The organism is Legionella longbeachae, from assembly GCF_004283175.1.
Taxonomy (GTDB): Bacteria; Pseudomonadota; Gammaproteobacteria; order Legionellales; family Legionellaceae; genus Legionella; species Legionella longbeachae.
This window is the reverse complement of sequence record NZ_RXNW01000008.1, coordinates 132,908-147,092: the sequence shown is the minus strand read 5'-3', so window position 1 is coordinate 147,092 and position 14,185 is coordinate 132,908. Positions and strand designations below refer to the sequence as shown.

Sequence of the window (14,185 nt, the reverse complement as noted above, 5' to 3'; positions counted from 1 at the left end):
CAAGCTTTAAATAAATTGCAACTAATGGACGCAGCACCATAGGATACTGCGTTAACTTAATTAAGCCATTTCAACTTCGACGCTTTCATTAAGTACAATAACATTAGCAGCATGCAGACCTTTGTCACCTTGTTCTACGTCGTAGTTGACTATTTGTCCTGGGGCTAATGTTTTGTAGCCTGTACCATGAATTGATGAAAAATGCACAAAAATATCATCACCCTCATTTTCTGGGATAATAAAGCCCCAACCCTTGGCATTATTAAACCACTTCACTTCACCTCTAGCCATATTTTCTCCTTAACTAAAGCTCTATTACATAGAGACTTGGTAGTTTCTCAATTGCTCTGGTCTTTATTTAGAGCTTTTGTCTAAACCGTATCATTTGCTTGGTAACTGCCTTGTCGCTATTTATACGTTGCATTTAGTCGGTATAAATTTCTATTATCCTTGCAACAGCATCATGTTCTAAAGCAAATATCTACAGGTTAGGCAAGAGCCCCATTGTGAGCTGAGCAATTGCATTCGTCCATAAATGACAATTGAACCTATTTTTTATAGGTTGTTTTAACATAGCGAAAATAAACTGACTACTCAATAGTATTTTTTATAAAAATATTTAATTATCTTAATAATTCCTTAAGTTGTTTGTGTTAATTTATAGTGATAGATGCGATAAGAGGAGTTTAGATGAGTAAAAACAGCACTTCTACGATGTTAGGAAAACTCGCTGTTGGACAGAACGAGCCTCGTACTGAGGTGGTTTTGGATCAAAAGTCAGAAGATGTGGGAGAGGTTTTTGCTGTCCCTCAATTAAAGCCATCTAAGCAGCCTAAAATGGAAGAGGTTCTTACAAATATATTAGGAGCGTCTTTTTCTAAAGGCTATTCTCCGATGGATAAAAAATAATTATTATTTCTATTACGCAGTCATCCACAGGCAGTCATCAGTAAAAATATAAAGCCCTTTCTAAAACAATGGAAAGGGCAAAAATCCTAATGTCAAGAAATTTTATCAACAACACAAGTTATTGCAACATTAAACTTTTTTCAGATTGAATATACCCCATTAAATCAATTATATTACTGAAATTGAGGTGCGAATCCCTTTTTTTAGGTATATACTTTTTTTAAAGGATAACAATTTTTTTGAGGCATTAAGTATGGCAGGGGGCTTTGCTGAAACAGCACATTGGAGAGATTCTGCACGAAGTGCTCGATTCTTTATAGTTGATGCGCGCGCGGCGTTTCCTTTATTTTTATTTCTAATGCATATCAGAATTTGGACAGGTATATTTGTTTTGGTTTCTGCGGTATTGTTCGGTATTATTGAACATTATGGCTTCACAGTGCCCGTTTTTTTACGATGGATAAGAAGCTTCCTGGCAGGTTCTCTCAAATCTTCACAACCTTGGTGGCGATAGTTAGGTATGGAAAGGGATATTAGTAAATGTATGGCAGTAATTGCTGCAAGTTTAAATGCTAAATTTTATCTTAATGATCGATTTGTTAGTTTTGAAGAGGTTTTTGCAGATACAGGGTTATTACCAGCAATCGCGAAGCGTGCCGATCAACTATGCTCTTTATGCCTGGGTTATGGCTTGGGGGCTACATTTGACGAAGCGGAAGGAGCATTGTTGGGGTTGAGGGTTGTTTTTGATGAAGTGACACCAAATGTTTTACGCTTGTTGTGTATGACTGATGTAGTAAATGAATTAATTCAGGGGGGGCCAAGTCGTGATTATACCCCCTTAGATGAATTAATGTACGACTAGATATTTATTTGTGCATCTATTTTTAAATATTATTGTAAAGAAATCGAAAGAAATCTTAGTTTTAAATTTATGTGTAATTTTTTTTGTTATTCTTGGATCAAAATAAGAGTTATGTGTTGAGGGGGTAGTAGTATGGCATATGCGAAAGGTTTTTTTAGCGTGTCTTCAAGTTCTGCGAATGAAACAAGTGATGAGAAGGCCACTACCGAAGATGCCGCATTTTTGGCCAATACTCTTGAAGCATTGGAAAAGCGAATCACTCAAATAATGAAAGTGAAAATACAAACCCAAAATACTGCAGAAGTTGCTGATTGTGAGAGCGCAATTCAACAATTAGAAAAGTGTCGCCAAGAAGTTGTATCTCATGCTCAGATAAGTCATTCGCCACGTCCTTGGTAGGCGCAAGAACGATTTTCATCATTTCTTATATTTTTGCGTAGCAAAAATTAATTTCTTATGATTTTCTCTTTTTAAAACAATAAATAATAATTTGCTGTTATAATTTTACAATGATTCATAAGTTAGAGGTTATGTTTGATGTATGAAAGATATACTCAATGATGAGCAAAATAAAGCCATTCTTGAAGCATTAGATGAGGCAATTAAAAATGGACCTTGGGATAAATCTAATTTTCTACGGGCCATAGGTAAGAATTTAAATGAAATCCGTGATGATTTTGTAAAGAAAGCCAATGCGCGAAGTAGAGAACAAGTTAAAACGGATATTTATTTAGCAAGCCGGCTTGCTTTAAGAAGCAATCAGCAAGAGATTTTTGTTTCTTTATATTCTGCAGATGGTTCCAATCTTCAATCTTGGGAAAGGATCATTGTTAATTTACCGCGCCAAATGATTTCCAGGCCAATATATGCAGAAGAAGAGCAAGTGAAAGCATTGTTAAAAACCAAAGAAAATAAGCAAAATGAAGCTTATGTAGCCATCTATATTAATTCTACAGATATTATTCCCCCTCATCCCGATAAAGCAATTGTTGACAAACTAGGTAATACTTTATTGACCCTCAAAGACAAAACATTGCATCTGGAAAACATTAGCCGTTTTGTTCATATAAGTGGTGTTTACCAGTTTTCACGTGGTCGTTTGATTAAAGAGCAGTGATATTGTTCTAATGTTCCATTTTTTTTGTTCCTTAAGCAGATAAACGTTTGTCAATCTCTCGCAAAATTAGCCTAGAGCAGTATATACTTAAAATAAGTGAACTTTTAAAGTAACTATTAATGGCACAACAAGGTGGTCAACAATCAGGTTCCGATAATTCCATGGCTCCAATATGGATCATGGTGCTCGTGTTTATAACTGGATATATGATTTGGAAAATGGGGCATAAATATATTGTAATATTTGTTTTCCAAGTGAATATCTTGCAAGCAAAATTAGTTAACCTTTTTGTTCATAATGAGCAGTTATCTAATCTGATTTATCTGATGCAAACAGTAGACCCTAATGCTGTGGATTGGGGGCAGTTAATGGCCACAACACAGGAAGTTGGCGATTTTATGCGTTATCCAGTCGTTGTTCTACTTCTTACTTTAGCTGTTGTTCTTTACCGCTCTAATATTACTTTAAAGTTTCGAAAAGTTTATAATATGAAAAAACTATGTGAACAAGAACAGTTCAATTGGCCTGCAATTATGCCTATTGTTAAGGAAGACTTAGTAAGCCAGGATGTGAATAAAGGTCCTTGGGCTATGGCTATGACTCCAATGGAATTTGCCCGTAAATACAATTTACTCAAAAAAGAAGATGCCTTGTTGGATAGTCCAGTTCCTGGGCAAGAAATGACAGCAGGTGTTCGTAGAGGGGATGCAAAACGTGTCTTTACGCTCCAGTTGGGACCGTATTGGGATGGTTTTGAGCATTGCTCGCCACAGGCGTATGCATTAGCTGCTGTATTTATTGCCAGAATAAACCGTGATAGAGATGCTGCTAATAATATTTTAGCAACTATAGACAGAACTTATGTTGCTGGTAAGCCTGACTTTTTTGTTGCAAGACCAGTAATAGAAAAATATAAAAATACTGAATTAGTGCAGGAAGTCACTTCAAAACATGCCTATACTTTAACTGTAATAGCTTCATTACTCGAGAAAGCACGGCTGGATGGTGTTGTGCCGGCTTCAGAGTTTTTGTGGTTAAAACCTATTGATAGACGTTTATGGTATATGCTTAATTGCGTCGGTAGACAAACTCCCTACGCAGAAGTTGCGGGGGCTTTCGCTCATTGGAAAGCTGAGAAAGAAATGGGACGACGTTCTTTGGTACCGATGATTGATGAAGCAATAAAAGCATTGGAAGTTGCCATAAAAGAAGTTAAGTTAACACCTCGTCAAATGGAGGAATTAGAGCCATGATGCGCGGTATTGAATCACGTCATGAATTAGACCCTACCCAGTTACTCAGGGATACACGAACTCTGACCCAACGCCTGTCAGATTTTTTTGGTGATCCCACAAATATCTCGATTGTACTTTTTACATTATCGGCGATGTCCTATTATTTTTCGGAAGCAGCAACCCTTTTGATGCTTGTAGGAGGGGCGTGTTTTCTTTACAGTTATACGCGCAAACAAGGCTTACCATTTCGTCTTCCCCAGGTTTCTCGCGTAAAAGATTACAATGATATGAAACCCGGTATTAATCAGCCCAATACCGCACGTGGAATAACTTTTTTTGGTAATGACCGTAAAACAGGCCACGAATTATGGTTTGCTAATGATGATATGCGTACTCATGCATTAATTTTTGGCTCTACAGGTAGTGGTAAAACAGAATGTTTGGTTTCTATTGCTTTTAATGCCTTGGTACAAGCCAGTGGTTTTATTTATGTGGATGGTAAAGGCGATAACTCTCTTTACGCTAAAGTTTTTTCTATGGTCAGAAGCATGGGGCGTGAGGATGATTTACTTTTGATTAATTTCATGACGGGTGCGCGAGATATTATAGGTCCACAAGAGAAAAGACTTTCTAATACTTTTAATCCTTTTTCCCAAGGTTCTTCCAGTATGTTGACTCAGCTTGTAGTAAGTTTGATGGGAGATTCTAAAGGAGGTGGCGACGGGGATATGTGGAAAGGCCGTGCGATTGCTTTCGTCGAAGCATTGATGCGTCTTTTGGTATATATGCGTGATGAGGGAGCAATACTTCTCGATGCGGATACTATTCGTAACTATTTTGATTTAGTGCGATTAGAAACTATAGTAGTTGATAAAATCTTTCCCCGAGATAATCAGGAAAGCGTTAACATTGAATCGATTCCTAAATTAGTTACAGACCCCTTGCGTAACTATTTAGGTACCCTGCCAGGTTATAATAAGGAAAAAAAAGGAAAGCAAGTATCGCAGGTTTTGGAGCAGCATGGTTTTATCACGATGCAGTTGGTAAGGGCGTTTTCATCCCTGGCAGATACCTATGGCCATATTGTCCGCACTAACCTGGCCGAAGTGGATTTTAAAGACGTAGTATTGAATCGAAGAATTTTAGTCGTACTCTTGCCTGCATTGGAAAAATCTCCTGATGAGTTGTCCAACTTAGGTAAAATTATTGTTTCCTCATTAAAGGCCATGATGGCAGCAGGTTTGGGAGAGGATGTTGAGGGGGATTATCGTGATGTAATTTTAAGAAAGCCAACAAATGCTCCAACCCCTTATATGTGTATTCTAGACGAGTACGGGTATTATGCAGTTCAAGGTTTTGCGGTTGTGCCTGCACAAGCGCGTTCACTTGGGTTTTCGGCAATTTTTGCAGGACAAGATTTACCTGCTTTTCAAAAAGCATCTAAAGAAGAGGCTGCATCAATTGGTGCAAACACAAACATTAAAATATGTATGAAATTGGAAGATCCTACAGAAACATGGGATTTCTTTACAAAGACGGCTGGTGAGGCTTATGTAACTAAAGTAGATTCATTCCAGGCGAAAGATTCCAGTATGGCAAATACTTATATGGATAGCAAAAGTTCTTCGTTTGAAAAAAGAGCTCGTGTTGACCTATTAGATCTTAAAGAACAAACAGAAGGTGAGTCGCATATATTCTTCAAATCAAAAATTGTGCGGGCTCGAATGTTTTATGCGAATCCCAAACCAGTCAAGCAATTAAAAATTAATCAATTTTTAAAAGTAGAAGCGCCCCCTGATGACTACTTAATGAAATTACAAAAGCAATTAGCTTCTTTTCAGGAAATTTTGGATAGTGGTGATTTGTCGATCGATAAGCCTGTTGAAAATGAGGAAATAACGCTCATAAGTAAATTATTAAGAGAGTCAGTGGTTGAAGAGCCCATTGAGCGTGGTGTGGCTGCTTTAATTGCTTTCCATAACTATAACGAGCCTGAGCCAGTTGAAGACTTGGTTGAAGAAGAAATTGAGGGAATATTAACCATCTTTAGTCCATTGCGATTTAATCCAAATGATCCCCCAATTTTGGTCAGTGATAAGGCTGCATTTTCCGAATCCTTACTACCTATTAACGAAACACGTAATCAGATGATGAACATTGAGCGTTTAGCTGGAGCTAAAGATAAATATGCTGGTACAGTTTCCAATGAATTGATTAAAGATTTTCAATTAGCAACCAGTTATCCACCAGAAGAACGAGACTTTATTGCACCAGATGAATTAACGGATATAGTTAAAGCATTAACTGAAAAAATAGTGAGCGAGCGTCACAGAGCAAATCAAAATTCTGAAGAATATTCTTAATGCTCTATTTTTTGTTATAAAATTTAAGGCGTGTTGACTATTCATCCCCGACTCCTGCATGTTCGGAATGAATAGTCAACACGCCTGAGTTTAGCCATATTTTTCATGGCTAAAACTTTTCTTTCTCAAGCTTTCTGCAAATGAGAATTCTTTGTAATATTATAAAAGTGTTTATCCACCGCATTAAGAGCCAACACTCTTTTCTCCCTTAAATTTAGAAAGTTTCTCGTTTGTTTGAATTCACATCATCCAATAATTTTAAGGATGAAATGAATTTAAAATGAATGGGGCAATGGATTTTTGAAAAAAAACAAACCCGAGTGGCTTGTTTTTTTTCAAAAAATGATAAACCAATAAATAAATTTTTAAAAAAATAGATATTTTCTTGAATTCATTGTAACGTAATGATTTATAGAATTTTCTAAAAGATAAAAATGCAATAAAACTACAGTCAGAATCTATGGTTATTATTTTGAAATATGAGGATAACGAGTGAGAGTGGTGCGGATTAATCTAATTCGGGCTGTTGGATTGGCTGCCTTATTAATGGTAACTTCCTGTAGTCGTGATCATTGGGCTCTTGATAAAGAGGAGCCGAAATACCCCTGCAAAGTTTTAGGGGCTTGTGATGCTACTATTATGAAGCTCGCAAAGAACTTAAATAGAAAAGGGGTAAAAGTAATCACTATTGGCCAAGATTACATGATTAGTATTCCCGCAAGTTATTTATTTGAGTCAGAAACCCCTCATTTAAAATGGAAGTCATATGCATTGTTAAATGAAATAGCTGTATTCCTGAAGCAATTTCGCAAAATAGCAATTAATATAGCGAGTTATAGCAGCAAATATATCTCACCACAAAGAGAGCACGCGTTGACGTTAGCTCGCTCACGAGTAGTCAGCGAATATCTTTGGTCACAAGGCGTCGATAGCCGATTTATATTTACGCAAGGGTTAGGGAGTGATAAACCTATAATTGCATACACAGAAGGTGGTGATAGTTCAGTAAATGCTCGAGTAGAAATTACCTTTAGACGTGCTGTAGCATAGGGGATGCGATGAGTCGTGAAACCTGGAATTTGATCAAGAAAAGTAAAAGGTTTGATGTTAATGTATATAGACGCGGGCTAGTTGCATTGATTTGTTCTTTAATACTGAGTTGTATTTTTTGCCTTTCATTGTTTTATATATATTTGACGGAGCCCGAACGGGATTTTTATGCAACGAGTGGAGTAGCACCACCTATTAAGTTAAAACCAATGCTATCTCCAAATTATTCAGCACAAGCATTACTTCCTCCTGATCCTGTATCGGATAGTGAGGATAAATTAATACCGGAATAAGCGATATACGAGGATATTATGGCTCAAGATGCCTTGACAACTGTTGCATTAAGAAACACCTTTTATAAGGATAGTCAGCGTAAGGTAATCCTTGCGTTGCTAATTGCTCTTCTAGTAAATATCATAATGGCATTTATGCTGGTGTATATGATTACACATCCTCCAGCCCCTAAATATTTTGCTACAAGCATCAATGGTCGAATTACACCACTTTTCCCTTTAAATGAACCTAACCAGTCAGACTCTGCAGTTTTGCAATGGGCCAATCAGGCTGCAATCGCAGCATTTACATATAATTTCGTCAATTATAGAGATGAGTTGCAAGCTTCTTCCGGTTTTTTTACTCCAGAAGGTTGGGACCAATTTCTAAATGCTTTGCAACAATCAAACAATCTGGATGCAGTAAAAGCTAAAAAACTTATTGTGTCTGCAGTTGCTACACGAGCGCCTATTATTTTGCAAAAAGGGGTCTTAAATGGAAATTATTCGTGGCGTGTTCAAATGCCTATATTAGTAACCTATCAAAGTGCTAGTGAATTTACCCAACAAAATAATGTGGTAACTATGTTAATTACACGCGTTTCTACTTTAAATTCGCCTAGAGGAATTGGTATATCACAATTTGTAGTCGGGCCTGCCGCTGGTGGGGTATCCTAATGAACAAATTGAATTGGTTTGTAAAGTTTTGTTTTCTCTGTGGAACTTACTCCATGACTGGTTTAGCTTTTGCACAGGATGATAGTGCACAACAAGCGTTACAGCAGTTACGGTTGTTGCAACAACGCTTGTCACAAAATCAACCGGCAGGACCAAATCAGGCAGCTCAAGGAGGCCAGAGTTCGGCTATAACGCCAAATCCCGCACCTGCTCAAGACCAAAATAATAATATTCCTATTCCATTAGCGAATGAAATATATAAGGCTCCCAAAGCAAAACCAGTGCCCCAACCTACTCTTCCTCCTGCCGCCACGAATCAGCAGGTGGTGACCCAGAGTGATGAAGAGGTAATCAACAATAAAGCGTTTAGAGATATGACAAAAAGTTTGTATCCACTGAATACAGAACAAGTGGTGCAATTAAAGCAAATGAATGACACGATGGAATATGCTAAGGCTTCGCCCGCAGGGACACCTCCAAAGCCTACAGCAACTTCCCAATTCGTTAACTTATCACCAGGTTCAACTCCACCTGTCATTCGTTTGGCACAAGGTTTTGTTTCTTCGTTAGTATTTCTTGATTCTTCAGGTGCTCCTTGGCCGATTGGGGCATATGATTTAGGCGATCCCAGTGCTTTTAATATTGTATGGGATAAAACGAGTAATACGCTTATGATTCAAGCAACGAAGGCCTACAATTATGGCAACTTGGCTGTTCGATTAAGAGGCTTAAATACTCCAGTGATGCTTACCTTAATACCTGGTCAAAAGGCAGTAGATTATCGAGTGGATTTACGTGTCCAAGGTTATGGGCCTAATGCTAAAACAATGCCTTTAGAGACGGGAATTCCTCCATCAGCAAGTGAGTTGCTTCTTCATGTCTTAGATGGAGTGCCACCTCCTGCAAGCAAGCGTTTGGTAGTTACAGGAGGGGATGCTCGCGCTTGGTTAGCCAACGACAGAATGTATGTTAGAACCAATCTTACTATATTGTCACCGGGCTGGTTAGCAAGTATGACTAGCGCAGATGGGACGCATGCATATGAAATGCAAAAATCTCCGGTATTATTAGTTTCCTGGCATGGGAAGGTCATGCAGCTCAAGGTAGAAGGGTTATAAATGGCTGGAAAAAAAGAAAATTTAAAGTCGCTTTTTTCGAATACGCGTACTCGGGTTATTATTATATTTACATTATCCTTACTAATTGTAGCGGTAGTTATAGGATATATAAAATTAAAAGGGGCTGGTTCTGGGCCATCAGCTACAGCAACGCTTAGCCATGCTCCAGGAGCTATTCAATCAATTCCTGGCGTCCTTAATCCCACAGCACAATATGCTCGATTGCAGGAAGAGCAAAATGTAAGCCAGGCACAAAAAGCAGAGAAAACTGGTGGGAGTGCTATTCCAACAATCATCAGAACCCAGGCACTGGGTGAAGGTGTTGGTGTGATTGGTTCTCAAGGCGGCCAAACTGGTGTTGGATTTGTAAGTTTAGCCAGAGAATATGATGAGGGCGCTCAAAAAAGTCTTTGGTTGCAAGCATTACAAAATGGAGGATGCTCTAAATCCGCTGTGTCTCAGGTTGTAAGTCAAGGAGCTCAATTAAGTGATTTAAAGGCCGCGTGCAGTTGTGCACAGCTAAAAGATAATGGTTATGGTTTGAAAGATTTAGGCCAAGTGTGTCCCTGTAAAGAGTTGAAAGCGGCAGGATACAATGCAAGACAACTTAAAGATGCAGGTTATAGTGCTTCTCGATTAAAGGATTGCGGTTTTAATGCTTGTGAATTACGTAATGCAGGATTCACAGCCCAAGAACTCAAGGATGCTGGTTTTTCTGACGATGAACTTAAGGGGGCAGGATATTCTCCAGAGGAAATCGCTAAAGCCAGTGGTTTACCTACCGGAGTGAGTGCTGATGATGTTTTAAAAGCAGGATGCAGTGTTGATGCTTTAACTAAATTACGTAAGTCAGGTGTAACTGCCTCAGCTATACGCCGGATTAGTGGGTGTAGTGCAGCACAATTAAAAGCGGCAGGCTTTACTGCAAAAGAGTTACGTAATGCAGGATTTAGTGCAGCAGATCTAAAAAGAGCGGGTTTTTCACCTGAAGAACTAAAAGCAGCAGGGTATTCTGCTAGAGATCTATTGAACGCAGGATTTACTCCGGATGATCTTGCAAACTTAGGCTATTCTCCATCAGATATAAAAGCAGCAGAAACAGAGTTGCCTCCTGGAATTACCCCTGACGATGTTAAAAAAGCTGGCTGTGATGTTGATTCATTAAAAAAAGAAAGGGCGGCAGGAGTTAGTGCTGCGCTTATTAAGCAATATGCGGGATGTAGTGCCGCAGCATTAAAGGCAGCAGGTTTTACTGCAAATGATTTGAAGAATGCTGGTTTCAGTCCTAAAAATTTAAAAGATGCAGGATTTAGTCCAGCAGATTTGAAGGCAGCAGGATTTAGCGCAGCCGACTTGAAAGAGGCGGGGTTTAGTGCTCAGGCTTTAAAAAACGCAGGATTTAATCCAGCTGACCTAAGAGCAGCAGGATTTAGTGCAAGGGATCTAAAGAATGCGGGATATACGGGTGATGCATTACAGGCTGCAGGGTTTTCTCCAGCAGATATCAATGCAGCGCAAGGTTTGCTACCTCCAGGAATTACGCCTGATGACATAAAGAAGGCAGGGTGTGATGTTGAAGCCTTGAAAAAGGAAAGAGCAGCAGGAGTTAGTGCGGCGCTTATCAGACAATATGCAGGATGCAGCGCAGCACAATTAAAAGCAGCAGGATTTACCGCAGCTGATTTAAAAGATGCAGGTTTTACTGCTGCTGAATTAAAAGCAGCAGGGTTCAGTGCAGCAGATCTAAAAGCAGCTGGGTTTAGTGCAGCGGATCTAAAAGCAGCAGGGTTTAGCCCAGCTGATTTAAAAAATGCAGGTTTTAGTGCTGCTGATTTAAAAAATGCAGGTTTTAGTGCTGCTGATTTAAAAGCTTTAGGATTTACAGCTGCAGATTTGAAAAATGCTGGATTTAGTGGAAGAGATCTGAAAAATGCGGGCTTTATCCCTGCGGAATTAAAGGCAGCAGGATTTACTGCCAGAGATCTATTAAATTCTGGTTTTACGCCAGAGGAACTTACTAGGACAGGTTATTCTCCAGCAGATATCAATGCTGCACAAGGACAATTACCACCAGGCATCACACCTGATGATATAAAGAAAGCGGGATGTGATGTAGATGCTTTAAGAAGAGAAAAAGCCGCAGGAGTTAGCGCCGAACTCATTACTCGGTATGCAGGGTGTAGCGCAGCGCAGTTAAAAGCAGCAGGATTTACTGCTGCAGATTTAAAAAATGCAGGGTTTAGTGCGACAGATTTGAAAAATGCGGGATTTAGTGCTGCAGACTTAAAAAATGCGGGATTTAGTGCCTCTGATTTAAAAAATGCAGGATTTAGTGTTAAGGATCTGAAAAATGCAGGCTTTACTCCCGCAGAGCTAAAGGCGGCAGGGTATACTGCTAAAGATTTGTTAAATGCTGGTTTTACACCGCAAACTATTGCTAACGCTGGTTACTCTCCAGCAGATATCAATGCGGCACAGGGTCCATTGGCCTCAGTATTTTCTCCTGACGCTATTAAGAAGGCAGGTTGTGATGTTGCGGTGCTACAAAGAGAAAGAGCGGCTGGAGTCAGTGCGGCACTTATTAGACAAAATGCAGGGTGCAGTGCTGAACAGTTAAAAGCAGCAGGGTTTAGTGCGGAAGATTTGAAAAATGCAGGATTTAATGCAGAAGATTTAAGAGGCGCGGGATTTAGCGCTGCTGAATTAAAAAATGCTGGATTTAGTGCAGCTGATTTAAAAAATGCCGGATTTACAGCATCAGATTTAAAAAATGCAGGGTTTACTGCCAAGGATTTGAAGGATGTTGGGTTTACTGCCGCAGATTTGAAAAATGCGGGATTTGGCGCTCAATCTTTGCTTGATGCCGGTTTTACGCCCTCTCAGCTACTTTCTGGTGGATACACGAATAAGGACTTGGCAAATGCGGGACTTACCCCGGCAGATACTATCGCTGCTGGACGTGTGGCAGATTGCAGTGTTGAATCTTTGAAAAAAGCAAGAGCGGCTGGTGTTAGTGCTTTGGCAATAAAGAAAACTCTAGGGTGTTCTGCCAAGGCATTAAAGGATGCCGGTTATACAGCTAAAGAGCTCAGAGAGGCAGGTTTTACTGCAGCTGAATTAAAAAATGCTGGCTTTACCGCGAAAGATTTGAAAGATGCTGGCTTTAGCGCGAAAGAATTAAAAGACGCGGGATTCAGTGCAAAAGAATTAAAAGATGCGGGATTTAGTGCAAAAGATTTAAAAGATGCGGGATTCAGTGCTACAGATTTAAAAAATGCGGGTTTTAGTGCTAAAGAACTGAAAGATGCAGGTTATAGTGCTAAAGAATTGAGAGATGCAGGTTTTAGTGCTGCTCAATTAAAAGCTGCGGGTTTTAGTGCCAAAGAACTAAAAGACGCGGGTTATAGTGCTAAAGAGCTAAAGGATGCTGGATTTAGTGCTGCTGAATTAAAAGATGCAGGTTTTAGTGCTAAGGATTTGAAAGATGCAGGATTTAGTGCAACACAGCTAAGAGCTGCGGGTTTTGGAGCTAAAGATTTGGTTGATGCTGGATATAGTGCGGACGAATTAAAAAATGCGGGGTTAAGTGCTTCTCAAATACAAAGTGCTGGATATAATCCAATGTCATCAGAAGTAGCTGGATTAGGTAATCCAAATCTGCAGCAAGGGGCATTTAATCTCAATGGTATACCAACTGTAGGGCAGGGAGCCGCAGCTGAGACAACTCAAGGCGCTGCCGCCAATAACAGTAATCAGCAGTTACAAGCAATATTAAATAAACAGAACCAGCTCGCTGCAGAACAAAAATACCAACAAAAAATAGCACAAAAAAGCAATGATATGTTAAACGCAGCAAATGCATTGTTAAACGAATGGAAAGGTGTGGCTACGCAATCTTATAGTGAAGGAAATAATACAGAAAAAGCTGTAGCTGTTGCTGCAACAGGCGCTGTTGCATCAGAAGGTACTACTACTCAGACCACAACAACTGTGGTATCAAATAATGATGTAAATATGATTAAAACCGGTGATGTTCTCTTTGCCGTAATTGATACTTCAGTCAATAGTGATGAGCCAGGACCAATTCTTGCTACTATCATTTCAGGAAGACTTAAAGGTACTAAGTTAATTGGCAGCTTTAATTTGCCTTCAAACGCGAACAAAATGGTTATTACATTTAATACAATGTCAATTCCAGGTGCACCAAAAACAATTTCCATTTCTGCCTATGCAATTGATCCAAATACGGCAAGAACAGCTCTTTCAAGTAAAACCAATAATCATTATCTAATGCGTTATGGTTCTTTATTTGCGTCCTCATTTTTAGAGGGATTTGGAAATGCATTCCAGTCCGCGAATACAACAGTAACTATTGGTGGTACAGGTACGGGGAATAATGTGACCATTGCAAATGGCGTTGGTCGCTCTACCTTGGAAAATGCGGTAATTGCGCTGGCAGATGTTGGTAAGACATGGGGACAACAGGCCCAGGTATTATTTAATACACCTCCCACCGTCGAGGTTTATTCAGGAACTCCCGTAGGGGTTTTATTTACTCAGGACGTAAAAACTATTTAA

Annotated in this window: 13 protein-coding genes; 12 read left to right on the top strand and 1 reads right to left on the bottom strand. The window is 39.2% G+C overall.

Features of this window, described 5'->3' with window-relative positions:
- Positions 1–60: 60 nt before the first annotated feature.
- Positions 61–291, bottom strand: coding sequence for a cold-shock protein (locus EKG34_RS09855; RefSeq protein WP_003635112.1), 231 nt, complete (start codon positions 289–291; stop codon positions 61–63).
- A gap of 399 nt (positions 292–690) precedes the next feature.
- Between EKG34_RS09855 and EKG34_RS09850 the strand changes: the two genes are divergently transcribed.
- From EKG34_RS09850 to dotG, 12 genes are all read left to right on the top strand, one after another.
- Entirely contained in the window at positions 691–909 is a 219-nt protein-coding gene (locus EKG34_RS09850) for a hypothetical protein (RefSeq protein ID WP_003635113.1), read from the top strand.
- Positions 910–1,162: 253 nt separating this feature from the next.
- Positions 1,163–1,423, top strand: coding sequence for an IcmT/TraK family protein (gene icmT, locus EKG34_RS09845; RefSeq protein ID WP_003635115.1), 261 nt, complete (start codon positions 1,163–1,165; stop codon positions 1,421–1,423).
- A gap of 6 nt (positions 1,424–1,429) precedes the next feature.
- Positions 1,430–1,774, top strand: coding sequence for a type IV secretion IcmS family protein (locus EKG34_RS09840; RefSeq protein ID WP_012979368.1), 345 nt, complete (start codon positions 1,430–1,432; stop codon positions 1,772–1,774).
- Positions 1,775–1,906: 132 nt separating this feature from the next.
- Positions 1,907–2,173, top strand: coding sequence for a protein LigB (gene ligB / locus EKG34_RS09835; protein WP_003635118.1), 267 nt, complete (start codon positions 1,907–1,909; stop codon positions 2,171–2,173).
- Positions 2,174–2,315: 142 nt separating this feature from the next.
- Positions 2,316–2,891: a Dot/Icm secretion system protein IcmQ gene (gene icmQ / locus EKG34_RS09830; protein WP_003635120.1), complete on the top strand. Its 576-nt coding sequence runs from the start codon at positions 2,316–2,318 to the stop codon at positions 2,889–2,891.
- Positions 2,892–3,010: 119 nt separating this feature from the next.
- Positions 3,011–4,144, top strand: a complete 1,134-nt coding sequence (gene icmP, locus EKG34_RS09825; protein ID WP_003635122.1) for a type IVB secretion system coupling complex protein DotM/IcmP — start codon at positions 3,011–3,013, stop codon at positions 4,142–4,144.
- The gene (locus EKG34_RS09820; protein ID WP_003635124.1) at positions 4,141–6,489 is read left to right on the top strand and encodes a TraM recognition domain-containing protein; all 2,349 of its coding nucleotides are present in this window, start codon (positions 4,141–4,143) and stop codon (positions 6,487–6,489) included. The genes icmP and EKG34_RS09820 overlap by 4 nt, the downstream gene beginning before the upstream one ends.
- 492 nt (positions 6,490–6,981) lie before the next feature.
- The gene (icmN, locus tag EKG34_RS09815) at positions 6,982–7,539 is read left to right on the top strand and encodes a type IVB secretion system protein IcmN/DotK (RefSeq protein ID WP_035904990.1); all 558 of its coding nucleotides are present in this window, start codon (positions 6,982–6,984) and stop codon (positions 7,537–7,539) included.
- 8 nt (positions 7,540–7,547) lie between these two features.
- Positions 7,548–7,832, top strand: a complete 285-nt coding sequence (gene icmM, locus EKG34_RS09810; protein WP_003635130.1) for a type IVB secretion system protein IcmM/DotJ — start codon at positions 7,548–7,550, stop codon at positions 7,830–7,832.
- 18 nt (positions 7,833–7,850) lie between these two features.
- Positions 7,851–8,489, top strand: a complete 639-nt coding sequence (locus EKG34_RS09805; RefSeq protein WP_003635131.1) for a type IVB secretion system apparatus protein IcmL/DotI — start codon at positions 7,851–7,853, stop codon at positions 8,487–8,489.
- Positions 8,489–9,607: a DotH/IcmK family type IV secretion protein gene (locus EKG34_RS09800; protein ID WP_012979366.1), complete on the top strand. Its 1,119-nt coding sequence runs from the start codon at positions 8,489–8,491 to the stop codon at positions 9,605–9,607. The genes EKG34_RS09805 and EKG34_RS09800 overlap by 1 nt, the downstream gene beginning before the upstream one ends.
- Positions 9,608–14,185 carry a type IVB secretion system protein DotG/IcmE gene (gene dotG / locus EKG34_RS09795; RefSeq protein WP_003635135.1) on the top strand — a complete coding sequence of 1,526 codons (4,578 nt, stop codon included), beginning with the start codon at positions 9,608–9,610 and terminating at the stop codon, positions 14,183–14,185.